Origin of the sequence: Pseudomonas sp. 50_B, from assembly GCF_017491625.1 — a bacterium.
GTDB lineage: Bacteria > Pseudomonadota > Gammaproteobacteria > Pseudomonadales > Pseudomonadaceae > Aquipseudomonas > Aquipseudomonas danubii.
In genome coordinates, this window is the sequence record NZ_JAFGYX010000004.1 from 328,547 (window position 1) to 351,360 (window position 22,814).

Annotated in this window: 18 protein-coding genes and 1 pseudogene; 5 read left to right on the forward strand and 14 right to left on the reverse strand. The window is 65.4% G+C overall.

Features of this window, described 5'->3' with window-relative positions; all coding sequences use genetic code 11:
- From J5M73_RS08295 to J5M73_RS08340, 10 genes are all read right to left on the reverse strand, one after another.
- Entirely contained in the window at nucleotides 1-2,040 is a 2,040-nt protein-coding gene (locus J5M73_RS08295; protein ID WP_242553920.1) for a methyl-accepting chemotaxis protein, read from the reverse strand.
- A 251-nt stretch (nucleotides 2,041-2,291) separates the two neighbouring features.
- Nucleotides 2,292-2,708, reverse strand: coding sequence for a hypothetical protein (locus J5M73_RS08300; RefSeq protein WP_047285711.1), 417 nt, complete (start codon nucleotides 2,706-2,708; stop codon nucleotides 2,292-2,294).
- Between the two features lie 324 nt (nucleotides 2,709-3,032).
- Complete coding sequence (locus J5M73_RS08305) at nucleotides 3,033-3,326, reverse strand: DUF3144 domain-containing protein (RefSeq protein WP_102864173.1); 294 nt, start codon at nucleotides 3,324-3,326, stop codon at nucleotides 3,033-3,035.
- Between the two features lie 205 nt (nucleotides 3,327-3,531).
- A complete protein-coding gene (locus tag J5M73_RS08310; RefSeq protein ID WP_102864172.1) occupies nucleotides 3,532-4,650 on the reverse strand; it encodes a site-2 protease family protein in 1,119 nt (372 codons plus the stop codon).
- Nucleotides 4,651-4,969: 319 nt separating this feature from the next.
- Entirely contained in the window at nucleotides 4,970-5,998 is a 1,029-nt protein-coding gene (gene rtcA, locus J5M73_RS08315; RefSeq protein ID WP_102864171.1) for an RNA 3'-terminal phosphate cyclase, read from the reverse strand.
- 14 nt (nucleotides 5,999-6,012) lie between these two features.
- Complete coding sequence (locus J5M73_RS08320; RefSeq protein WP_102864170.1) at nucleotides 6,013-6,795, reverse strand: nucleotidyltransferase domain-containing protein; 783 nt, start codon at nucleotides 6,793-6,795, stop codon at nucleotides 6,013-6,015.
- Between the two features lie 16 nt (nucleotides 6,796-6,811).
- Complete coding sequence (locus tag J5M73_RS08325; protein WP_243433713.1) at nucleotides 6,812-7,456, reverse strand: hypothetical protein; 645 nt, start codon at nucleotides 7,454-7,456, stop codon at nucleotides 6,812-6,814.
- Between the two features lie 18 nt (nucleotides 7,457-7,474).
- Nucleotides 7,475-8,818 carry a PBS lyase gene (locus tag J5M73_RS08330; protein WP_102864169.1) on the reverse strand — a complete coding sequence of 448 codons (1,344 nt, stop codon included), beginning with the start codon at nucleotides 8,816-8,818 and terminating at the stop codon, nucleotides 7,475-7,477.
- A 4-nt stretch (nucleotides 8,819-8,822) separates the two neighbouring features.
- Nucleotides 8,823-10,049 carry an RtcB family protein gene (locus J5M73_RS08335; protein WP_060838629.1) on the reverse strand — a complete coding sequence of 409 codons (1,227 nt, stop codon included), beginning with the start codon at nucleotides 10,047-10,049 and terminating at the stop codon, nucleotides 8,823-8,825.
- A gap of 765 nt (nucleotides 10,050-10,814) precedes the next feature.
- A complete protein-coding gene (locus J5M73_RS08340; RefSeq protein WP_102864168.1) occupies nucleotides 10,815-12,365 on the reverse strand; it encodes an RNA-binding protein in 1,551 nt (516 codons plus the stop codon).
- Nucleotides 12,366-12,569: 204 nt separating this feature from the next.
- Here J5M73_RS08340 and rtcR point away from each other — a divergent pair, with 204 nt between their 5' ends.
- Nucleotides 12,570-14,162 carry an RNA repair transcriptional activator RtcR gene (rtcR, locus tag J5M73_RS08345; protein WP_102864167.1) on the forward strand — a complete coding sequence of 531 codons (1,593 nt, stop codon included), beginning with the start codon at nucleotides 12,570-12,572 and terminating at the stop codon, nucleotides 14,160-14,162.
- A 443-nt stretch (nucleotides 14,163-14,605) separates the two neighbouring features.
- On the opposite strand, the gene J5M73_RS08350 is transcribed toward rtcR, so the two are convergent.
- Nucleotides 14,606-15,025, reverse strand: a complete 420-nt coding sequence (locus tag J5M73_RS08350; RefSeq protein ID WP_060843155.1) for a PaaI family thioesterase — start codon at nucleotides 15,023-15,025, stop codon at nucleotides 14,606-14,608.
- 196 nt (nucleotides 15,026-15,221) lie between these two features.
- Between J5M73_RS08350 and J5M73_RS08355 the strand changes: the two genes are divergently transcribed.
- A complete protein-coding gene (locus J5M73_RS08355; RefSeq protein WP_102864166.1) occupies nucleotides 15,222-16,019 on the forward strand; it encodes a DUF4349 domain-containing protein in 798 nt (265 codons plus the stop codon).
- 132 nt (nucleotides 16,020-16,151) lie between these two features.
- On the opposite strand, the gene J5M73_RS08360 is transcribed toward J5M73_RS08355, so the two are convergent.
- On the reverse strand, nucleotides 16,152-16,745 hold the full coding sequence (locus J5M73_RS08360) for an ATP phosphoribosyltransferase regulatory subunit (RefSeq protein ID WP_102864165.1): 594 nt from the start codon (nucleotides 16,743-16,745) through the stop codon (nucleotides 16,152-16,154).
- A gap of 354 nt (nucleotides 16,746-17,099) precedes the next feature.
- Nucleotides 17,100-18,191 (reverse strand): DUF1615 domain-containing protein, encoded by a 1,092-nt coding sequence (locus tag J5M73_RS08365; protein ID WP_102864164.1) that lies wholly within the window; start codon nucleotides 18,189-18,191, stop codon nucleotides 17,100-17,102.
- Nucleotides 18,192-18,643: 452 nt separating this feature from the next.
- On the opposite strand from J5M73_RS08365, the gene J5M73_RS08370 reads away from it, so the two are divergent.
- Complete coding sequence (locus J5M73_RS08370; protein WP_102864163.1) at nucleotides 18,644-19,258, forward strand: LysE family translocator; 615 nt, start codon at nucleotides 18,644-18,646, stop codon at nucleotides 19,256-19,258.
- A gap of 63 nt (nucleotides 19,259-19,321) precedes the next feature.
- The gene (locus J5M73_RS08375; protein WP_102864162.1) at nucleotides 19,322-20,872 is read left to right on the forward strand and encodes an FAD-dependent oxidoreductase; all 1,551 of its coding nucleotides are present in this window, start codon (nucleotides 19,322-19,324) and stop codon (nucleotides 20,870-20,872) included.
- Here J5M73_RS08375 and J5M73_RS08380 read toward each other — a convergent pair.
- A complete protein-coding gene (locus J5M73_RS08380) occupies nucleotides 20,859-21,716 on the reverse strand; it encodes an SDR family NAD(P)-dependent oxidoreductase (protein ID WP_102864161.1) in 858 nt (285 codons plus the stop codon). The two genes, J5M73_RS08375 and J5M73_RS08380, sit on opposite strands and share 14 nt — an antisense overlap.
- A 198-nt stretch (nucleotides 21,717-21,914) precedes the next feature.
- Here J5M73_RS08380 and J5M73_RS08385 point away from each other — a divergent pair.
- A pseudogene (locus J5M73_RS08385) lies at nucleotides 21,915-22,801 on the forward strand (LysR family transcriptional regulator); the annotation flags it as partial.
- Nucleotides 22,802-22,814: the final 13 nt, after the last annotated feature.

Genomic DNA, 22,814 nt, shown 5'->3' on the forward strand with positions numbered 1-22,814 from the left:
TCAGCTGTGGCCCTGGCTCAGGTGCGACAAGCGCCCGGACAGGGCCTGCATGGCCTCACTGACCTTGTCCAGTGCCTGGGCGTCCCGAGCGTTGTCCTCGCTGATGCCGTGGATGCGCACCGCCAGTTCGTTGATCTCCTGGGTCACATGGCTCTGCTGCTGCGCCGCCACGGCAATCTGCTGCGCGCGCTGGGAAATATCGTCGAAGCTGGTGACGGTGCTCGACAGCGCCTGCGACGCGCCAGAGGCCTCGCCCACGGCTTCACGGGTCCGCGCCTCACCGGCCTGAATCGCCTGGACCGCCTGACGTGACGCCTGCTGCAAATCGCTGATCATGCCGCTGATCTCGTTGGCCGAGGTCTGGGTCCGGCCGGCCAGGGTCCGTACTTCATCCGCCACCACGGCAAAGCCGCGGCCTTGCTCCCCGGCCCGAGCGGCCTCGATGGCGGCGTTGAGCGCCAGCAGGTTGGTCTGCTCGGAGATGGCCTTGATCACATCCAACACCGCGCCGACCTGCTGGCTGTCCTGTTCCAGACGCTGGATCACCGCAGTGGCCTCGGCCATTTCCGTGGACAGCAGCTGGATCGACTGACTGTTGGCCGCGACCCGCTGCTGGCCGTCCTGCACCACCACCAGGGATTGGCGGGCAGTGTCGGCGCAGTTGTTGGTGTTCTGCGCCACTTCAAGAGCACTGGAAGACATCTGGGTAATGGCCGTGGCCAACTGGGTGTTTTCCTGACGTTGCTGCTCGGCGCGATGGGCCAGGGTGCTGCTGAGTTCACCCAGGCGCGCGGCTTCGTTCTGCAACTGCTGGGCTTCGCTGGCGATCTTCTGCAACATCTGCCGCAGTTGCCCGGCATAGCGGTTCACCGCACCGCGCAAGGCGCCGATCTCATCGGCCCGGGCCACATGCAGCTCGGCGTTGTCCGTGGCCTGACCACGGCCCAGGGCATCGATCTGCTGGGTGGTTTCCTCCAGTTGGGCAATCAGCTTGTGCCCGGCCAGCCAGGCGAAGAACAACAACAGCGCCAGCAACGGCAGCAGGAACAGCAGGATCTCGGTGGTCATGGCCCGAGCCAGGCCGGTGACCTTCTGCTCGGGGGTCACCAGGCCGATGGTCCAGCCGCTGCCGGGCATGCTGAACAGGCTGACCCGCGCCGCTTCCATCAGCCGGCCATCCTCTGCCAGATCCAGGCTGCGCACCTGCCCGGCAGGCGCCGCCTTGGCCAGGGCCTCGGCCACCGGATGCAGCCAGGGCTGCTGCTTGCTCAAGGCGTCGAAGCTGAGCATCTGCCCACCGGCACTGGCCTGGGCATCGGGGAAATACAAGACATTGCCGGCCTGATCCAGGGCAAAGGCATAACCGCCGGTGACCGCGCCCTGTTCCTTGAGGAAACGCGCCAAGTCATCCAGGCGCAGGTCGATGGTGGCGACCCCGGCGAAGGCGCCGTCCTGACGATAGGGCACGCTGCACGTGGTCATCGGCACCTGGGTCACCGGGTCCTGGTAGGCCTCGGACCACAGGCAACGCCCCGGCGCACTATTGCGCGCGCCGGTGTACCAGGCTTCATGGTGATAGCCGGCGCTGCCGGCAGCGTTGTAGTCATCGGAGAACGTCAGGGACCCGGCATCGCTGCGCGCCCAGAAGAAGCTGCGGCGCTCGACCCCGGCAGAGAAGGCATTGGGTTGCGGCCAGATGCCGCCCCCGGCGATCGCCTTGTCGCCTTCGTGATCGATCAGCTTGGGCAAGGTGGCCATCACCAGCGCCTGCTCCTTGGGCAGCCCTTCCACCAGATGGGCCATGCTGGCCGTCACCCCTTCGATCCCGGCCAACTGCAAGGCCAGTTGCCGGACAATGGCGCTGCCGGTCTGTTCAATCAGGGCCGAGCTCGCCGCCACCACTCTGGGCTGCCCCCGCAAGGTCATCACGGCGAACACCGCCAACGCCGTGAACAGCAACAGCAGCACACTGCCGAGGGTCAAACGATGAGACAGACGAACCGGTAGCAAGGCCATGACGAACTCCGTATCAATAGGCATGCAGAGCTTATCGACCAAGGTCATGGATCACTTGAGAAAAGAGTGACGCCGATCACGTTTTGTGTGACCAGAATGTGTGTGTGAATACCCGCGAGCGACTCGGCACCGGCGCTGATGACAGCACTCGCGTTCGACAGAGTGTGTCCGGCCCTGCACCACGGGCTCAATCGGTGGACGAATGCTCGCAGCTGCGAATGACCGTCACCGTCTTGCCCCGGCCAGCGCCAGGGAGCTACCCAATCACCCGGGCATCAACCTTCCAGAACCAGCATGAACTGGCTGAACCGGTCGATCCCGTCCTTGGACAACTGGAGCCCGGTCTCGCCCATCCGCGACATCCACTTGCCGTTGTCGCCGCGCAGGGAAACCTGCCCGCTGGCGGTATCGATGGCATAGGCGAATTGGCAATACTGATCGATGCTGTCCTTGGACAACTCCAGCCCCGTCGCCCCCATGCGCGACATGAACTTGCCTGTGTCGCCCTGCAGCGCGAGTTTCTTGTCGGTGCCGATTTGCACCAGCACCACCCGGAACTTGCAGTATTGGTCGATGGAGCCCTTGGAAAGCTCAAGCCCGGTCGCGCCCATCCGCGACATATAGTTGCCCGAGTCGCCGCGCAGCGAGATGACACTACCGTTTTCAATGACACGTTGTGGAATGACGATCATGGTTGGCACTCCTTGCTGATTGGATGTGTTCCTGTCTGTCGCGGGGCCTGAAGCCACCGTGCCATCGGCCTCCCTGAGGAGGAGGTACGACGCCCGGCAAGACTTGCCGCAGGCGCAGTGTAGTTGAGCCCCTGGCGGCGCTCGGGATGGCCGCAAGACAACAGGACCAACGGTTGCCGTAGTCCTGGAACACTCAGATCAAAGGGTTATGCAAGGTGGGCGGCAGACAACCCGAGGCGATAAGTGCCCGGGTTGCAGCGCGGCAGCAAGCGACTGCCCGACAGTCTCACGAAAGCGGCCCAGGCAAGACCGCGTCGACTGTTTTCAATCCGGATTGGCGTTCATGTAGCGCGAGTAGTTCTCGACGTAGTCGGTGAGGTTCTCCTCCAGCATCAGGCGGAACTCCTCAAGGAAATAGTCCACCGCCTGCTGCTTGGACGCCGCCAGCTCCTCGGCATTACGGCAGCCACAGGCGCTGACCCAGGCGCTGAAGCGCGCATTGGCGTACATCAGCGAAGCGCTGGCCTTGCCCCGGCTGCTGTCGGCGATGTGGGAGTTGGTCAACTCGATGATGGCATCGGCACGGTTGTAGAAATCCTGATCCGGTTCGTTGGCCACGGGGCGTTCCTCTGGCTGGTAGGGAAAATAAGGCGCCGGAGTATAAGAGGTTTGCCGCCGCGAACCGATTATTTTCACCCCGCCCACTCCCCCATCACACCGGAAACCGGCTGGGCGCTGCACAGACCTTGGTCCCCCTGCGGCAAACCTTCGCAGGCAAGCCCGCGCCGGCACAACGGCCTGTTCGATGCCGTGGGCCGGGGCCTTAGCGGCCTGGTGCCGGCATCGCCCGCAGGTATTCGGCCAGCAACGCTTCGCTCTTGCCCTGGGCCAGCACCACGCTGTTATTGGCCGCTTGCAGCGCCTGCTGCAGATGATGCTCGCCCTGCTGCCGGTCGCCCTCCAGGAAGGCTTGCAAGGCCAGGCAGCGCGGTCGCAGCCAGGGTGCATTCCAATCCACTTCGGCGCTCATCGGGGGGCTGTTCAAGGGGGCGACGTCACGCTGCGCAAAAGCGCGGCAGAAGGCCAATTCGCTACGCAACAATTCGATCAGGCCACTCATGCCGTTCAGCTCCGTCGCCCGGGCCACCAGCAGCTGTTCCAGCGCCTGTTCCATCTGCACCGCGGCCGGCCAGTCACCCTGATCCTGCAGGGCATTGAGGCGACAGCCGAAAGCGAGCAGCGGCCCGGGCATGGCGCCTTCGGCCAAACGCTGCAGATCTTCCTGCGGCAACTCCGCGCTGGGCACCCCGGCCACGGTCTGGGCCAGCAGGCGCGCCTGGGCCAGTTCCGGGCGTTGATCGTCGCGATGCATAAACCAGCCCAGCAGGAGCATGCCGTCGCTGGGCGACACCCGCCAGGCCGGCATCAGGTTCCCCAGGCCCATGGCCAGATTGATCGCGGCGAACGCCAGGGCCATGGCCCCGGGCACCCCGGACCAGGACAGCCCGAGCCCCAGGGCAGCGGCGCCCAGCAGCAGGTTCAGCAGCGGCCCGCAGAGGACCACCACCATCCACTGCCGCCGCAGCGGGCGTTGCAGATTGCTCACGGCAACCACATAACCGCCCAGGCGATTGCGCTTGAGCTGCGGCGCCCAGCGCAACCGCCAGCCGCGTCGTTGCACCTGGATTTCCACCGCGGCCACCCGCACCTGCAACACCGGCATTGCGCACCCGCGTGCCCCCAGGTAATGCCCGCCCTCATGCACCACCAGCGCGACCACCCCCAGCAGCGACGCCAGGAACATCGCCAGAAAGGGCTGCAACCCGGACTTGATGGTGAACCCCAGTATCAGCGCGGCGATAAACCAGCCACTGAGCAACACCACGCGTTGCAGAAACGTCAGCAGTGCGTTCAAGGCCTTGAGCCAGGTATTGCCATCCATTGGGTACATCCTTGTGAGAAAAACCGACACCAGCGCGGGCGCGCAGACTGCCAGTTTCGCCGGTACAAACTCAACTGCCGCTGCAATCTGTCGCCCTCACCCCGCCTACTGCAGAAGCGGGGGGCCGCCGAGGGGGCCGCCAGCAAGCCAGCGCCTGTGCAGATGCGCAGGCCGACGGTGCTTCAGGCAGCAGCCCGGAGTCGCGACACTCCAGGCCGAGGCGGATCAGGATCGCCGCGCTGTCGCTGAGGTTACGGCCGTCAGGGTGGCCATCTGCAACAGCGGGTTGAGCCGCGCCAGGGCCTCGCGCCCCGGGCTGTCATCCCAGGCCGTGGCACTCCATCCGCAACAGGTGCGCGCCCAGCGAACGTGCCTCGATGCGCACCGGCAGGAACGCTTCGATCACCCGGATGTTGCTTTCCAGGTGCTCGGTCATGCGCGGCGTGGTGAAACTGCCGCCACCGGCCAGGGCCATGGGCAGCAACAGTTGATCGGCCAGGTGCTCGGCCACCGCGGCGCCGGAATCCAACCAGTCCCGGGCCTGATCGATGGCAAGGTCAGCGACCTTCTCCGCCCGCAGGCTGTTCTGAGCGAAGCCGCAAAACAGCTCGGTCAGGTGCTCGAAGGCGAACTCCAGCAACAACACATTGCCCGGGCCGTATTGTTCATCCAGCTGCACCGGGGTGAGGTGCTCCCGCGGCAGTTCCAGGCGATTGTGCACCCGACGCAACTCGCGCTCCGCCACATGCTCGGGCAGGCCCGCGCTCAGCGCCCAGGCCCGGCTGCCCAGCAGTGCGCCACGCTCTTGCAGGTGCAGGGGCTGCAGCACCGACGGTTGGACAAAGGCCTCCAGCTCGCCACCGCCGGCCGGGACAAAACCGTGGCGCAGCAGTTGCAGCTCGACCCGCCCGCCCATGCGCCGCAGTAACGGCAACCAAGCCTGCTGGAGGAAATCCACTGGTGGCGCCAGGGGGTTATGGGTGCCGCCGCTGATGCTCACGCGGCTGGGTTGCGGTGCATGCAACAAGGCGGGCAGCAGGGTCTGCAGCACCAGGGTGCAACTGCCCGCAGTGCCGATGGCGAAGCGGTAATCACCGCCACGGATCGGCCCCGGTTCGAAGGTCAGGGCCTGGGAGCCGAGTTCGACCCCCGAGGTTTTGGCGCCACAGACCTGGGCCGCGGCCTGCACCGCCGTCAAATGCTGACGCAGCAGCCCCGGGCGGCTGCGCCGGGCACGAATATTATGAATGCGCAGGGTCTTGCCGCTGAGCATCGACAGGCTCAAGGCGCTGCGCAGTACCTGGCCGCCGCCGATGGCGCCGTCCAGTTCGATTACATCCTGTTTCATCTCATTCCTCAGGCTTAGTGCCGGACGGTTTCCCGCAGGTAGGCGTCCAGCAACGCATTGTCTTCATGGGTGCGCGCCAGTTTCGGCACCGGGCGTTCCAGCTCGGCGGCGATAAAGGCGTGCAGTGCCGGGCGTCGCGGCCCGTAGGCGGACTCCTCGGCGCTGCGTTTCAAGGCCAGCAGCTCGGCCACTTCGTCCAGCAGCGGTGGGTGGTCGACCGTGGTCAGCAGGTCGGCGAAGGTCATCGGCGGTCGGCCGCGGCCTTGATCGATCCAGCGCACCGCGAGCAAGGGCCGCAGTACGTAGAAGTACTTCTTGAAACGCACGCTGTCGCCTTGCAGGTAACCGCGAAAGTTCTTCTTGGCCATCGACAGATAATGATTGCGCGCTGCCGGCGGGCTGTAGAACGCCTCCGCCAGCTCCCGCAGGCGCGCGGCGGCGGCCGCTTCGCTGCGATACACCAGGGGTGAATCCAGCCACTCCAGCAGGGTCGGGTTGGACTTGCGCAACAGCCCGAGGGTCTTGCGCAGTTCCCAGCCGCTGATGTCCAACTCGTCGTCCAGGGGCCGCTCGATCACATCGCGCCCGGCATCCACCTGGATGAACCATTCGGGCTTTTCCACGTAGACGAAACGCACGTCGTAATCACTGTCGGTGGAGGCAAAGCCCCAGGCCCGACTGCCGGATTCGCAGGCGTACAGCACCTGCACATTGCGCTCGCGCTCGATCCGCGCCAGCTCGGCCAATACCCGCTCGCGCATGGCGCTGCTCAGGGGATGGCGCTCCAGGTGTTCCATGATCCTTTTTCCTTGTTCAATCGGTGGCGCTGGCGGCCAGCACACTCAGGGTCCGGCGCACGGGGTTCCACACCGTCAGGCACCAGACGCCCCACCACTCCAGGCCTTCGTCGAAATAGTCACTCCAGGGCTGCAGGTGCGGGCCCATGTCCGGCGCCTGACAGTCCAGTTCCAGGTTGCCTACCCAGTTGATCACCTGGGGCTGCTGTTCGGGGGCCAGCCCCAGCACATCCAGCCATTGGCCGTACACCTGCCGCGCCTGCTCGGCGCCGCCGGGGAAACGCAGCCCGTATGGCGGCTGGCGAAACGCCCGGTACAAGGCCAGCTCCTGCTGCTCCAGGTTTTCGCAGACCAGCCGCCGGACCTGTTCTTGGCTGAGCGCCTCAGGCACCGCCCGCTCCTGCTCCCAGCGCATCGACGTCAGGCCGACGTCGGCATAGCGCGGGTCCTGGCGCAGTTGCTCCCAGCGCTCGCGGCGTTCGGCCATCAAGTGCTGGTAGAGGTGCTGCAAGCCCTGGCGATGCAGGGCTTGATCCACCTCAGCCTCGGGTTCGACCGCCAGCAGCACAAAATCGAAGACGCAATACACCTCCTTCAGTTGCTGGCGTAGCGCGCGGCAGTGTTCATCTTCTATTCGGGTCAACAGTGGCCGCGGCTGCATAAAGGCGCTCTCCATTTTTCAAAGCAGGCGCTGGGCTGTACCTGCGGGCAATTCACCGGCTGCCTCCATGGCCTGCAAGCGCTGCAGCATGGCTTCGCGCAGCGGCTTGGGGGTGACCGGGTCGAACATCCCGTAGCGGCTATCGCACCAGTGCGCCAGAGTCTGGCGCCAATAGGCGGCGTCGCTGCCGCCCTGCCCCAGGCGCCACAGCAGGTACTCCAGCTGGCGCCAGCCCGGCTTGAGGGCCAGCAGGGCCCAGCGCCGCGCCTTCGGCAGGTCGTGCCAGTGCTGGTCCAGACGCTGTTCCAGGGCTTCGTCGAACACCGCCCAGGGTTGCTCGTGCAACAGGCCCAGGGCGCAGTTGAAGACCTTGTCAGAGGCGTCGTCCAGGGCCGCCAGTTGCTCGGCCATGCCACGCTCGCCCAGGGTCTGCAGGGCCAGCAGGCGCACACTCGGCGCCGGCGAGGCCAGGGCCTGGCGCACCATGGCATCGGCCATGGGCTCCTGCAGTTCCTTGACCAGCCCCAACAGCCCCAGCCAAGCGCGCTTGTTCCGTGGTGCCGGCTGTTGCAGCCGTTGCAGCAACACCTCGCGCGGGTCCAGCCCGTGACGGGGCGCGGCCCAATGGGCCAGGCAACGCAAGGCCCCCGAAGGGTCCAGCAGGGCCTGACTCAGATACTCACGAGGATCGGCCAGCAACGGCAGCAGCAAGCGCAGCGCCTTGACCCGCACACTGGCCCCACAGCTGTGCATCACCTCTTCCAGCAGGGGCACGGCCTGCCCGGCGGGCAGCTCGGCGCAGGCATCCACGGCCATCTGCCGCACGCTGACTTCGCTGTGGCGCAAAGCCCAAGCCAACAGCGCTGCCCGATCCTGCGCCCCTTCGAGCAACAGCTCGAAGACGAAGCGCGCGGCCTTGCCCCGGCAATCACCAAAGGCGTCTTCAACTACTTCGCGTACCTGGGCCAACTGCAACACCGAACGCGCCCGTTCCAGGGTCGCACCGTGGTCGGCGCGCTGTTTGCCGGCCAGGGCCAGCAGCGGCTTCAGGCTCTGCAACAGCAGCTCGGCGCGCTCTGGCGCCAGATACCCCTCGACCGCCGCAGCGGCCTCCTGGCGTACCTGGGGCACCCAATCGTTGAGGCGCTCCAGCAAGGCCGCCAGGGCCTCGGCCGAAGGCTGTGCGGCCAGGCCGCGCACGGCGGCCTGACGCACGAAACCGTTGCCGAAGCGGCTCAGTTCCAGCCAGGCGCGGTGCCGATCCAATTCGTCCATCACCTCCCGCACGCGGCGGGCTTCGTAGTCGCTCAGCTGGTAATGCCAGCCGGGCGGCGCCGCTATCAAGGCGTCCATGTCGTCCATTGTTCTACCCCTTAACGCACACCACCTGACGCAGGGTGTGCAGCACTTCCACCAGCTCGCGCTGGGCGTGCATCACTTGGTCGATGTCCTTGTAGGCCATCGGGATTTCATCGATCACCGCTTCGTCCTTGCGGCACTCCACATGGGCGGTCGCGCGGATCTGGTCGGCCAGGGTGAAGGTGTTCTTGGCCTTGGTGCGGCTCATGGTACGCCCCGCGCCGTGGCTGCAGGAGCAGAACGCCTCCTCGTTACCCAGCCCGCGAACGATGAAGCTCTTGGCCCCCATCGACCCCGGGATGATCCCCAGCTCGCCCTTCTTCGCCGACACCGCGCCCTTGCGGGTCACCAGCACCTCTTCACCGAAGTGGCGCTCCTTCTGCACGTAGTTGTGGTGACAGTTGACGGCCTCCAGCGCCACCTCGAAGGGCTTGCTGATCACCTTGCGGGTGGCCTGGATCACCAGTTGCATCATCAGCTCACGGTTCTGCCGGGCGAAATCCTGGGCCCAGGCCACGGCTTCCACGTAATCGTCGAAGTGTTGGCTGCCTTCCTCGAAGTAGGCCAGGTCACGGTCCGGCAGGTTGGCGATATGTTGACGCATATCGGCTTGTGCCAGATGAATGAACAGGTTGCCGATGGCGTTACCTACGCCACGGGAACCGCTGTGCAGCATGAACCAGACCCGGTTGGCTTCATCCAGGCAAACCTCGATGAAGTGGTTACCGCCGCCGAGGGTTCCCAGGTGCTGGCGGTTGTTGCTGTTGGCCAGGGCCGGGTACTTATCGGTGATCGCCTTGAAGCGCGGGTGCAGCGCAGCCCATGCCTGGTCGGTCTGCTGCGGCACATCACCCCAGGCGCCCTTATCGCGACCGCTACGGGGCGAAGTACGACCGTGAGGCACCGCGGCCTCGATGGCGCTACGCAATCCGGCCAGGTTATCCGGCAGGTCGGAGGCGGTCAGCGAAGTACGGGCAGCGATCATTCCGCAACCGATATCCACCCCGACCGCCGCCGGAATGATCGCGCCTACGGTGGGGATCACGCTACCGATGGTCGAACCTTTACCCAGGTGCACGTCGGGCATCACCGCCAGGTGCTTGAAGATGAACGGCATCTTCGCGGTGTTCATCAATTGCTGGCGGGCTTCGTTTTCCACGGGCACGCCCTGGGTCCACATCTTGATCGGCTTGCCGTTGGCCACTTCCAGCAGTTGGTAGGTTTTGTGTTCCATGTCGTTGACTCTTTTTCCTGTGGCCGCTGATCCGGCCTTGTTCATTAGGGTGTGCAGGAGCCGGGGGCGCAGAAGACGATCTCAAGGGTCTCTTCGCTGGCAAGCCAGCTCCTACGGAATTTCGGTGTTCGGTACAGACGGCGACAAGTGAAGGTGGAACATGCAGCGCGCTCTGCCTCTGAGCTAGCACCTTGCGGTGAACGGGACTCGAACCCGCGACCACGCTGTCCTGTAGTTCCACCGGCATTCGCCGGGTCAATCGGTGCAGGCCGGGCCTGCGGGCAGCGACAAGGGAACAGGCACATTTGCTCTACCGACTGAGCTACAGCCTTGCGGCTGGCGGGGCTCGAACCCGCGACAAAATGTAGTACCCGTGGCATTCGCTGCCATCCCGCCGAGGCGGGAAAAAAGATGCGACGACAAGAGTCGATGGAACAATGCGTTCGTGTTCTGACCATTGAACCACGGCGCCGTTTTCCAGCACCGGCGGGAATCGAACCCGCATCCCGAACCCGGGATGTAGTTCCATCCGCATTCGTCGCAAAAACTGCAAAAAAGGTGGCACGACAAAAGTAGTGACTGATGGCCGGATTCGAACCGGCTTAACCAGGATGTACAGCCACTGGCATTCGTGCCCTCACCGGCCCTGACAAAATTTGCTGAGACGCCTTTGGATGTAGTCACAGCGGCATTCAGGGCCAATGATCAAAAAATCTGTGGTGTGCGCCGGCTGGCCGGCGCACGGTTTATCTCATGTTCCAGCGATCAGAGCGGCATCGCCTCGATTGCCTTGACCCAGTGCTGCGCACCGTAGTTGCCCGCAGTGAACTGCTCGATCACATCGAACACCGCATCACTGAAGCCGCCGACGTTGAGGATGTCCTCGCGGTCTGGCGCCTGGGTCGTGGCGCCGGGTTGCATATCGATGCACACCAGCTTCGCCTGCGGGTTGATGGCCCGGATCCGCTCCCACTGGCGCAGGGTTTCCGTGGCGCCATGACGCCGCGCATCGATCCACGACTCGTTATCCGAGACCAGGATCAGGGTGTCCACGCGGCTCTTGGCGTTGGCCAGTTGAGCCAGGGGCGCCGAGCAGTTGGTCCCGCCTCCGCCGATGTTGGCCAGCTTCTGTGCATTGCTCATCACGCTGTCCCGCGGGTTGAGGTGGATGTTCACCACACCCCGCTCGAACGGCATGACCCGCGCCGCCGGCTGCTTGCGCAACACCGCCGCCGCCACCAGTGCCGCCACATCGATGCAACGCACCGCCGTAGTGGCGCCCTGGCGATAGCCGGTGACCGGGCTGTGCATCGAGCCCGAGACATCCGGGCAGACCACCACGTGGCCCGCCAGCGCCGGCACGTTGGCCAGGGACAGCTCCAGGGCATCCTGCAGCGCCTCGCGGACCGCTTGCGGCACGTCCTCGCCCGCCATGCGGTAGGCCGCCAGCAACTGGTACGGGTAGACCCGGGCCTTGGCCACCTCCCCCGCATCCGCCAGCCGCGCCGCCACGTACTCGGTGCAACCCGGCACCTGGAACGCGCCGTGGCGCGCCAGGGTGTTGAGGTTCATGCGCAGCCCCTGCCAGCCCATGTTGCGGGCCTGTGCCGCCCATTGTCCGGCACTCAGTGTCTCGTTGCCGAGCAGCTGGAACGGCACCTGCGGCACTTCCTGTGTCGCCCCGCTGCGAAACGCCAGCAGGTCGCGGGTCAGCTCAGGCAGCGCCTGGGCATCCACCGGCTTGCCGATCACCCAGGCAAAGAAGGCTTCGCGCCAGGCATCGCTCGGCTTGGGGTGAACCATCTTCAGCACGTCCGCCAGGGAGGGCTTGGTGCCGATCGAAGCCTGCAACAGCTGACGCTCGCTGGCCGTGTTCAACCAGTTCTGCACCAGGCGCTTGGGCTGCGACCCCAGGGATTTGCGCCCGGTCACGCCGCTGCGCAGGATCTGCACGAAGTTGCGCAGCATCTTGCCGTTGTCCACCACCTGGGCGAACAGCTCCGGCACCAGGGCCGAGCGTTGCGCGGTCAGCGCCGCCAGCAGCAGCGCCGGCATGTCTTTCATATGGCCTTGCTGCCGAGCGTAACGGGCGGCCTGGGCGACGAAGCGGCTGTCCAGCTCGCTCACCAGTTGCAGCACCGCGTCCAGCTGGCCTTCAGGCGAGGTGTAGAAGGTCGAGTTCAGGCAACCGGTGACCGCCAGCTGGGCCAGGCGATGCTTGGCGTTGTAGGCATAGGCCGGTGCCTTGGAAGCGTTCAGGGTGGTGCTCGCTGGCGCTTTTGCCTGTTGGGTGTTGAACAGCTGGAAGTTGGCCATCTTGGCGTCTCGCTCTGTTGTCTCGTTCGTTGCCAGATACATTGCAGCCGCTGTGCCAGGTTTTATTTTTCCAGCAAATTATTTTTTAACTTATTGATTTATAACGGTTTTATTTTTATTCACTTTTTCACTGAGCATTCGACAAGACAAACGACTCGATATTTTTATATCTTTGCCTATCGCTTTTTATCTTCAGGTATAAACATGTCGAGCAAGCCCACGGTCGCCATCGGTTTTATCGGTTCCACCCTCGATCGCGTCGGCAAGGGCGCCAATCGCTGGAGCCATTGGCGCCCCACGGTCGGTCTGTGCCAGCAGCAGGACGTGCTGATCCAGCGCCTGGAACTGATCCACGGCCTGGACGCCCGGGATATCAGCCTGGCCGAACGGGTGGCCAACGATGTGCGCCAGGTGTCGCCGGAAACCGAAGTACGCCTGCACCCCATGGGCTTGAAGAATCCCTGGGATTTTGAAGAGGTGTACGGCGCCCTCCACGACTTCACCAGCGCCTACCCGTTCGATACCGAGCGCGAGGATTACCTGGTGCACATCACCACCGGTACCCACGTGGCGCAGATCTGCTGGTTCCTGCTGACCGAGGCGCGCTACCTCCCTGCCCGGCTGATCCAGACCTCGCCGGCCCGGCGCCGCGACCCCAGCGAACACGCCACCGGCACCCATGCGCTGATCGACCTCGACCTGTCGCGCTACGACCGCATCGCCTCGCGTTTTGCCCACAGGCGCCTGGAAGGCCTGGCCTTCCTCAAGTCCGGGATCGCCACCCGCAACCCGACGTTCAACCGCTCCATCGAGCAGATCGAACGGGTCGCGGTGCGCTCCAAGGCACCGATGCTGCTGATCGGCCCCACCGGTGCCGGCAAGTCGTTCCTGGCCCGGCGCATCTATGAACTCAAGCGTGGGCGGCACCAGGTGCAGGGGCGTTTTGTCGAGGTCAACTGCGCCACTCTGCGCGGTGACGGTGCCATGTCGGCGCTGTTCGGCCATATCAAGGGCGCCTTCACCGGTGCCCAGAACGCCCGGGAGGGCCTGCTGCGGGCGGCCCACAGCGGCATGCTGTTTCTTGATGAAATCGGCGAGCTGGGACTGGACGAACAGGCCATGCTGCTCAAGGCCATCGAGGAAAAGCGCTTCTTCCCCATGGGCGCGGACCAGGAAGTGGAGAGTGACTTCCTGATCATCGCCGGCACCCACCGCGACCTGCGCGACCGGGTGGCCCAGGGCCTGTTCCGCGAAGACCTGTATGCGCGGATCAACCTCTGGACCTTCAACCTGCCGGGGCTGGCCGGGCGCCGCGAAGACATCGAGCCGAACATTGACTTCGAACTGGAACGCCACGCCCGGGAGCAAGGGCAACTGGTGCGTTTCAACCTGGAGGCGCGGCGCCGCTACCTGGCCTTCGCCAGTTCCGGCGAAGCGGCGTGGCTGGGTAACTTCCGCGAGCTGTCGGCGTCCATCACCCGCATGGCCACCCTGGCCGACAGCGGACGCATCGACCAGGCCCAGGTCGAGGAGGAAATCCAGCGCCTGCGCCACGCCTGGGGCCTGGAAAATACCGAGGATGAACTGCAGCAACTGTTGGGCGACGAGGTAGAGCTGGACCTGTTCGACCGCCTGCAACTCAAGGCGGTGATTGCCGAATGCCGCCGCGCCGACAGCCTGTCGGACGCCGGGCGCCGGCTGTTCAGCGTATCGCGCCAGGGCAAGGCCAACCCCAACGACGCCGATCGCCTGCGCAAATACCTGGCGCGCTTCGGCCTGGACTGGAAGCAGCTGTAGCCGCTGCCGCAGGCTGCGCATGGCCCGTAGGGACGCAGGGTTCTCAAGATCGATAGCGGTTTGGCTGGCGATCGCCAAGCAAGGTCCTGCGGACCTTTGCGCAGCCTCGCTGACGCTCGGCAGCGGCTACAGGGCCAATGCCGATCCGGGATTTGTGTAGCCGCTGCCGCAGGCTGCGAACGGCCCGCAGGGACGCAGGGTTCTCAAGATCGATAGCGGTTTGGCTGAGGATCGCCAGGCAAGGTCCTGCGGACCTTTGCGCAGCCTCGCTGACGCTCGGCAGCGGCTACAGTCCTATGCCGATCCGGGATTTGTGTAGCCGCTGCCGCAGGCTGCGAACGGCCCGCAGGGACGCAGGGTTCTCAAGATCGATAGCGGTTTGGCTGGCGATCGCCAGGCAAGGTCCTGCGGACCTTTGCGCAGCTTCGCAGGCTCAGCAGCGGCTACAGGGCTGCGGTTGGGACGGCGAAGACGCCGCTGGCCCGGGCCACTTCACGCTCGCCGACTCGCAGCACCACGGTGGCAAAGGCCATCTGCCGGCCGCGTTTGGCATGCTCCAGGCGCACCTCGATCCATTCCCCGACCTGCACCGCCCCCAGGTAGTCGAGGGTCATGCTGGCGGTGATCAGCGGCAACGGCGGCTCGCTGGAGAACGCCATGGCGTAGCCCATGCCGATGTCCGCCAGGGTGGCGATGATGCCGCCATGCACCGTGCCCCGGCCGTTGGCGTGGCGGGTGTCGGCGCGCAGGCCGAGGCACAGTTCACGGCCACTGCCACGCCCATAGACCGGGCCGATCAGCTCCAGCAGCGGGCTGCTGCGAGGCCAGGGACTGAAGCCCGGAGGGATGTCCGATTCGCTCATGAGGTTCTCCTTGAACCGCTGGGTAACGAGGGTTGCACAGGGCGACAGGTGTAGCCCTGATTGACCACGGTGCCCATGAGCATCAGCCAGGCAAATGGATGAAAATAACTTGCGCCGCGATCGTGGTGATCCCGGGAACAGCGGTAAGATGCGCGCCTGCGCTCTGGCCGCAGTTTCAAGTACTCAAGGAGCCTCCATGCAACATCAGGACGATCACCCTGCCATCCGCCGCCGACTGGCCTTTGCCTTCTTCGGTGCCCTGGCCCTCAGCGCCTGCTCCCCCAGTGATCACAACAGCTCTGCGGTGGCCCTTGGTGGGGCCCAGGGCAAGGCCGGCGCCCTGCTGGCCTACGAGCACGAACTGACCCTGTCCCTGCCTGCCGAACAAATCGGCCCGCACCTGACACAAACCCGTGAAGCCTGCGAAAAAGCCCAGTTCGGCCCCTGCAACATCTTGCTCCTGGAGCAAGGCCCGTACCGCGCCCGGGTGGTGCTGCGAATCGTTCCGGAGGGGGTCGAGCCCATCGTCCAGCAGGCGTCCCAGGGGGCAGAACTGGGTGAGCGCATCACCAGCGCCGAAGACCTGGCCGATGCCGTGGCCGATGTGCAACGCCAGCAACAGCGACTCAAGGCCCAGCAACAGCGCCTGGATGAACTGGCGGCGCGCAAGGACATCAGCGTCAGCGACCTGATCGCCCTGAGCAAGGAGCAAGCGGGCATCGAGAACGACCTGCAAGCGCTGGCCCAGGCAGCTGCCGGACAACAGCGTCGCCTGGACACCAACCGCCTGACCCTGAACTTCCTGCCCAGCAACGGCGCCGAACGCGGTTCAAGCCTCAAGCGCGCCTTCAGCAACCTGCTGGACAACCTGTCCGACGGCACAGCCGAAGCCTTGGAGAAAGGCAGCTATGCCCTGCCTTTCGTGATCCTGGCCTTCCCCCTAGCGATGCTGTGGGTGTGGCTGTGGCGCAAGTTCGTCCGTCGCCGCCCCTGAGTTCTGCAGCGCCCTCAAGGGCGCCTGCGCTGGCCAGCCAGCTCCTACGGTTAGCCCACACACCGCGTAAGGCCCCGTAGGAGCGCGAATCCTGCAGCGCTCCCAACGGTGCCTTCGCTGGCCAGCCAGCGCCTACGACTGGGGTTGCAGCGCCAGTTGCAGGCGCTCCAGGCCGATGCCGAATCCGGCACCTTCGCGGTAGGCGCCGGCACCTACCACTTGCTGTTGCGCACCCAACTGCGGGCAACGCACCTCGAAACCTTCGCCATTGAGGTAGTAGGTCAGGCCGCGCTTGACCCCGAGGTTGAGCTCGTACTCCAGGCCCAGGGCATCCAGAAAGCCAACGCACAGTTCCCGCGCGCGCTCCAGCGCCTGCAAGGGTTCGGGGCCCAGTATCTCCAGGCCCAACTGGGTGAATTCTCGATACCGCCCGGCTTGCGGCCGTTCATAGCGATAACAGCGAGCGACGTAGAAAAAGATCGCCTGCTCCCGTCCTGCCAACAGCTCGCGGGCGGTTTCCTGGAACAGTGCAGTGGCTTCCGGAATCAGGCAGCAGGGCCGTCCGGCCTTGTCATTGAAGGCCCACATCTGGCCGATGACTTCACTGCCGCCGGCCTTTTCGATAAAGGTGTCCTGGCCCCACAGCGCCGGGACTATGACTTCTTCAGCACCCGCTTCGATGAAGCCAGCTCCGGAAGCGCTCTTCCAGGGTGCGCAGGGCGGCAGCTTGCGGGCCGGTGATCATTCGAGTGCCACGGAGCATGGTCATGGGTGTTTCCTCTTGGTTTTTGACAGGCAATAAAAAAGGCGCCTTGCAGGGCGCCTTGGTTTTTTTTCATCGACGGTCAGTGATCGCGTTCTCTCGATAACTGACGGCTCGACGCGCACAAGCGACCACGGCCCCGGGGGTGAGGTCGATGGTGATGAAGGCGGGAGTCGAGGCGGAAAAAATTCATGGCGCATCCTGCCACGCGGCCCAAGTGCCTGACAAGCCGCCCAATCATCCGGCACTCGCCGACGAAGAGGCCTGTGAGTCCTGCCGCTGGCAAGCCAGCTCCTACAACGGGCAGGCCCTTGGGGTTACAGCGGCCTTTGCAGGCAGCGCTGGTAGCGTTCATCCACGCGCTTGGCAAACCAGGCAGTGGTCAACTGACGGGTGATCTTCGGGCTCTTGAGTTCGATGCCCGGCAGTTGCTGGCGCGGCACGGGTCGGCCCGCCGCGCGGTCGGCCAGGGCAAACACCTGGCGGTACAGCTCGGTCTGGGCAAAGGCCTGGCTGTCGCCCTTTTCCAGCTGGGCGCGAATCTGCGGGTTGCGTAGCCCCAGTTGCTTGCCCAGGGTACGCACCGCCAGTTCGGTGCTGCCGGGCAGGAGCGAGTCGTAACGGATCAGGTCGCCGTCCAGGGCCAACTTGATCCCGCTGAGGCGGCTCACCGCAGCCTGGAAGGCAGCGTTGCGGCTGGCGTACCAGCCGGCGTTGAAGTCGGCGAAGCGATACAGCGGCTGCGGGTAGTCCACCGGATAACCCAAAAGGTGGGCGATGCCGAAGTACAGGCCACCACGGCGACTGAAGACTTCATGGCGGATTGAGTCCTGCACCGGGTACGAATAACCCTGGGCCTGTTGCTGGGCGAATTCGATGCTGACCTGCATCGGCCCGCCGGTGTGCACCGGGTTGAAACGGCCGAACAGGGTCTGGCCCAGGGGCACCTGGCCGATGAAGTCATCGAAGATCGCACTCAGTTCCTTCTCGCTGCGAGCCTTGGCCAGACGCTGGCTGTAGGACTGACCGTCCGCGCCGCGCACTTGCAGGGCGGCACTGACCAGCAACGCCGGCACATGCACCTTGGCCGCGCGGCGGTCGATTTCCTCCCGGGCAATGCGCCCCAGGCCCGGCACTGTCGGGTCGACCTTGAAGGTGGATTCCTGTTCGGTCACCGCCAGCACCGCGCACAGGTTGCTCGGGCTCGGCTCAAGGCCCTGGGCGCTGAAGGCCACCTGGATATCCCGGGCCCAGCCCTGGCGGTCGCTGACCTGGGCCGGCAGCAGGCGCAGGATCCGCGCCTGGGTCTGCTCCGGGGTCAGCGTCGGTGCCTGGGGGCCACGCGGGCTGGCGCAACCGGCCAGCAGCGACAGGCCCAGGCAGCAACTGAGAAGACGAGAGGAAATCATGGGACTCCGCAAGATGGCTGGACGAGGGCCGTGCAAGTAAAGCAGCGGCATGGGGCGTTCGACCAAAGAATGTGAGCGCTGTTCCCACAACGCCCCTGTAGCCGCTGCCGCAGGCTGCGAACGGTCTGTAGGGACGCAGGGTTCTCAGGATCGATAGCGGTTTGGCTGGGGATTGCCAGGCAAGGTCCTGCGGACCTTTGCGCAGCTTCGCCTTGGCTCAGCAGCGGCTACAGGGCCAATGCCGATCCGGGATTTGTGTCACCGCTGCCGCAGGCTGCGAAAGGCTGCGGACCCTGAGGCCTCTGCGTGAGCGACGGGAGATCGCCAGGCAAGGTCCTGCGGACCTTCGCGCAGCTTCGCAGGCTCAGCAGCGGCTACAGGCTAAAATCCTTCTATTGGCGGTGTGGCTGGGTGTACTTTGATGACCCCGCCCTCAATGGAGTGACACCCGGATGTTGACCCTGGATTTTCTGCTTACCAGCCTGATTGTCGTGCTGATTCCCGGCAGCGGCGTGATCCTGACCATTTCCACCGCCCTGGTGGCCGGCAAGCGCGCCAGCCTGTTCACCGCCATCGGCTGCACCGCCGGGATCGTCCCGCACCTGCTGGCCTCGATCCTCGGTCTGTCGGCGATCCTGCACACCAGCGCCCTGGCCTTCCAGGGCCTGAAGTTCGCCGGGGTCGCCTATCTGCTGTACCTGGCCTACGCCACCTGGCGTGATCGCTCGGCCTTTGCCGTGGACAGCAACGCGGTGAGCCACGGCGCCGGCGCGCTGATGCTCAAGGCCTGCCTGCTGAACATCCTCAACCCCAAGCTGACCATTTTCTTCCTGGCCTTCCTGCCCCAGTTCATCGCCCATGACGGCAGCGATCCGATCCCGCAGATGCTGCTCCTGAGCGGCGTGTTCATGGCCATGACCTTCTTCGTGTTCGTGCTCTACGGGTTGCTGGCCAATCTGTTCCGTACCGCGGTGATCGAGTCGCCCAAAGTCCAGAACTGGTTGCGCCGCAGCTTTGCCGCAAGCTTCGCGGGGCTGGGCCTGAACCTGGCCTTCGCCCAGCGTTGACCCCGCGGCAGGCGCCGCCCGCAGTCCGATGCATAACGTTGATCTCGTAGCGAGGGCAAACACATGAACTGCAGCGACGTACTGATCATCGGCGCCGGCCCCACCGGCCTGGTGCTGGCGCTCTGGCTGCGCCAGCAGGGGGTCAAGGTACGGATCATCGACAAGACCCTGGGTCCGGGCACCACCTCCCGGGCCCTGGCGGTGCAGGCCCGGACCCTGGAGCTCTACCGCCAGCTGGACCTGACCCAGGCCATCGTCGAACGCGGCCACCACGTGCCGGTGGTCAACCTCTGGGTCCGCGGCGAGCGGGCCGCGCAACTGCCGTTCAACGCCATCGGCGAGGACCTGACGCCCTACCCCTTCCTGCAGATCTTTCCCCAGGACGAGCACGAGCAACTGCTGATCGAACGCCTGGAACGGCTGGGCGTGCGCGTCGAGCGCGACACCGAGCTGCTGGCCTTCACCGATCACGGCCACCTGATCAACGCTCGCCTGCGTGGCCCCGACGGCCGCGAGGAACATTGCCAGGCCTTCTACCTGGCCGGCTGCGACGGCGCCCGCTCCACGGTGCGCAAGACCCTGGGCAGCGGCTTTCCCGGCGGCACCTACCAGCAGGTGTTCTACGTCGCCGATGTCGAGGCCGACGGCCCGAGCATCGACGGCCAATTACACGTGGACCTGGACGACGCCGACTTTCTCGCGGTGTTTCCCCTGGCCCACAGCGGCCGCGCGCGGCTGATCGGCACCGTGCGCGACGAGCGCGCCGAGCACCCGGAAAACCTGCGTTTCGAAGACGTCAGCCAGCGCGCCATGCATCAGCTCAAGGTCAACGTCACCCGAGTCAACTGGTTCTCCACCTACAAGGTGCATCACCGGGTGGCCGAGCAGTTTCGCCTGGGGCGGGTGTTTCTCCTGGGGGACGCCGCCCACGTCCATAGCCCCGCCGGTGGCCAGGGCATGAACACCGGGATCGGCGACGCCATCAACCTGGCCTGGAAACTGGCGGCGGTGCTCAGCGGCCAAAGCGCCGAAAGCCTGCTGGACAGCTATGAAATCGAACGCATGGAGTTTGCCCGGCGCCTGGTGGCCACCACCGACCGGGTGTTCAGCTTCGCCACCGCCGACGGCCCGGTCGCCTACCTGGTACGCACCCGCCTGGCGCCCCTGCTGCTGCCGAAGATCGCCGCCTTCGACAGTGCCCGGGAGTTTCTCTTTCGCACCGTGTCGCAGATCACCCTGAACTACCGGGGCATGCCCCTGAGCGCCGGTGGCGTCGGCCCGGTGCACGGCGGCGATCGCCTGCCCTGGGTCCGCGACGGCGAGCACGACAACTTCGACAGCCTGGAATACCTGGGCTGGCAGGTGCATGTCTATGGCACCACCAGCGATGCCCTGCGGGACTGGTGCAGCGCGCACCGGGTGCCTTTGCGGATTTTCGACTGGCGCCCGGCCCATGCAGCAGCAGGGCTGGCGCGCAATGCCTTCTACCTGCTGCGCCCGGATACCTACGTGGCCCTCGCGGACCGCTCTGGCGACCCGCGGCTACTGGAGCGCTACTTCCGCGAGCGCGAGCTCTCCCCACACAGCGGCACAGCGCCTCTCAAGCCCCGGTGAAAGGCAGCCTGATCTGCGTCCAGCGCTGGGCGAACTGCTCCGGCGTGGCCGCCCGCACCCGCTTCAGGTCCCGGGGATAATCCACCCCGGGCGCCTCTTGCGGGCGCCAGGCGCTGAACTGGCCGTTGCTGGCCCGCAGGATATAGCCGCTGTCCTGGCACCCCTCGCTGACCAGAAACATCACCCCCGGCGTCACCCAGTCCGGCTTGAGTTCGAGCGGCTCGTCGCTGACGCCCCACATGCGGGTCTTGGCCACCGGCGACACCGCGTTGACCCGAATCCCGTGCTCCGCGCCTTCCTGGCTCAGCGCATTCATGATGCCCACCTGGGCCATCTTGCCCGCGCAATAGGCCAACAGCCCGGGCTGTGCATATTCCGCATACAGGGCGCGGTCGGAAGTGGTCAGCAACAGCCGGGGCGCCGTGGATTGCCGGAGAAAGGGCCAGGCGTGCTTGGCCAGCCAGATCGGCGCATGCAGATTGATCCCCAGCATGCGCTGGAGAAACTCGGCGTCGAGCTCCTCCAGCGCCTGGTAGCCGACCCAGCCGGCATTGTGAATCAGGATATCCAGGCCGCCAAAGGCCGCCACGGCGCACTGCACCAGCCCCCGGCACCCGGCTTCGGTGCTCAGGTCGCTGGTGTCGGCCACCGCCCTGGCGCCGCTGGCCCGCAAGGCCCGCACCGCCTCATGGGCGACGCTTTCATCCATCCCCAGGCCCGTGCCGTCGCTCCCGCAATCACTGATCACCACCTGGGCGCCACGGCTGGCCAGGGCCCTGGCATAACTCAGGCCCAGGCCGCGCCCGGCACCAGTGACAATGGCCGTCCTGCCGCTGAAATCCATCGCTTTTCCTCCTGTTTGAACCTCGGGCCGCTTAAGCCTCAGGCCGCTTCAATCTCAGAGTAACAGCATGAAAATCAACGACTTAATACTAAATTACAGCCCCTGTGAGAGGTTCTGAATATCAAAGAAAAACCTGTGAAACCATGGACCTCCAGGTTTACAGTCCCAGCGGTTCCCCCCAAGCAAGGAGCATTCGCCATGATCGAGACGCGCCTGTTGCGCCAGTTCATCGTCGTCGCCCAGGAGCTGCACTTTCACAAGGCCGCTGCGCGCCTGCACATGGCCCAGCCGCCCCTGAGCCAGGCCATCGCCCGCCTGGAGGAAAAACTCGGCTTCAGCCTGCTGCTGCGCAATCGTCGTGGCGTAACCCTGACCCCGGCCGGGGCGGACTTCCTGCACAGCGCCCAACGCACCCTGGAAACCCTGGAGCAAGGCATCCAACAGGCGCGCGATGTCGCCCAGGGGCTGGCCGGCACCCTGCGTATCAGCAGCTGTCACTGGCCGGCTACCCGATGCTGCTCGCCAGCCTGCGACGCTTTCGCCAGACCCTGCCTGGGGTGCGCCTGGCGTTGCGGGAAATGCCATCGGCCGGGCAGCTAAAGGCCCTGCTCAACGACGACACCGACCTCGCCTTCATGCGCGACCTGCCGCTGCCCGCAGGGCAGATTGTCTCGCGGCTGATCCTCGATGAACCGATCGTCATCGCCCTGCCCCACGACCACCCCCAGGCCCGAGCATCCGAGGTGGACCTGCAGGACCTGGCCACTGAAGATTTCGTGTTCACCCCCCAGGCCCTGGGCAGCGGTTACCACAACCAGCTGATGGCGCTGTGCACGGCAGCCGGCTTCACCCCGAAGGTGGCCCAAGAAGCGGAGCGCATCCACACCCTACTGGGTCTGGTGGCCTGCGGTTTCGGCGTGGCCCTGGTACCGCAATCGATGGCCGACACGGCGCTGCAAGGCAGCGTCGCCTACCGCCCGCTAAGCGCCGTCGGCACGCAATCCAGGCCGAGCATCGGGCTCTACATGAACTGGCACCGGGACAACCCGTCGCCGCAATTGCAACGCTTCATGGCCCTGCTCGACGCCCACCCGCCCA

Bases quoted from the DNA above. Each gene is read 5' to 3' on its own strand.
- J5M73_RS08295 (WP_242553920.1), bottom strand. From the start codon at position 2,040: ATGCCTATTGATACGGAGTTCGTCATGGCCTTGCTACCGGTTCGTCTG.
- J5M73_RS08350 (WP_060843155.1), bottom strand. From the start codon at position 15,025: ATGAGCGAATCGGACATCCCTCCGGGCTTCAGTCCCTGGCCTCGCAGC.
- J5M73_RS08340 (WP_102864168.1), bottom strand. From the start codon at position 12,365: ATGGCCAACTTCCAGCTGTTCAACACCCAACAGGCAAAAGCGCCAGCG.
- J5M73_RS08355 (WP_102864166.1), top strand. From the start codon at position 15,222: ATGCAACATCAGGACGATCACCCTGCCATCCGCCGCCGACTGGCCTTT.
- J5M73_RS08300 (WP_047285711.1), bottom strand. From the start codon at position 2,708: ATGATCGTCATTCCACAACGTGTCATTGAAAACGGTAGTGTCATCTCG.
- rtcA (WP_102864171.1), bottom strand. From the start codon at position 5,998: ATGAAACAGGATGTAATCGAACTGGACGGCGCCATCGGCGGCGGCCAG.
- J5M73_RS08375 (WP_102864162.1), top strand. From the start codon at position 19,322: ATGAACTGCAGCGACGTACTGATCATCGGCGCCGGCCCCACCGGCCTG.
- J5M73_RS08335 (WP_060838629.1), bottom strand. From the start codon at position 10,049: ATGGAACACAAAACCTACCAACTGCTGGAAGTGGCCAACGGCAAGCCG.
- J5M73_RS08365 (WP_102864164.1), bottom strand. From the start codon at position 18,191: ATGATTTCCTCTCGTCTTCTCAGTTGCTGCCTGGGCCTGTCGCTGCTG.
- J5M73_RS08370 (WP_102864163.1), top strand. From the start codon at position 18,644: ATGTTGACCCTGGATTTTCTGCTTACCAGCCTGATTGTCGTGCTGATT.
- J5M73_RS08330 (WP_102864169.1), bottom strand. From the start codon at position 8,818: ATGGACGACATGGACGCCTTGATAGCGGCGCCGCCCGGCTGGCATTAC.
- J5M73_RS08380 (WP_102864161.1), bottom strand. From the start codon at position 21,716: ATGGATTTCAGCGGCAGGACGGCCATTGTCACTGGTGCCGGGCGCGGC.
- rtcR (WP_102864167.1), top strand. From the start codon at position 12,570: ATGTCGAGCAAGCCCACGGTCGCCATCGGTTTTATCGGTTCCACCCTC.
- J5M73_RS08325 (WP_243433713.1), bottom strand. From the start codon at position 7,456: ATGCAGCCGCGGCCACTGTTGACCCGAATAGAAGATGAACACTGCCGC.
- J5M73_RS08320 (WP_102864170.1), bottom strand. From the start codon at position 6,795: ATGGAACACCTGGAGCGCCATCCCCTGAGCAGCGCCATGCGCGAGCGG.
- J5M73_RS08310 (WP_102864172.1), bottom strand. From the start codon at position 4,650: ATGGATGGCAATACCTGGCTCAAGGCCTTGAACGCACTGCTGACGTTT.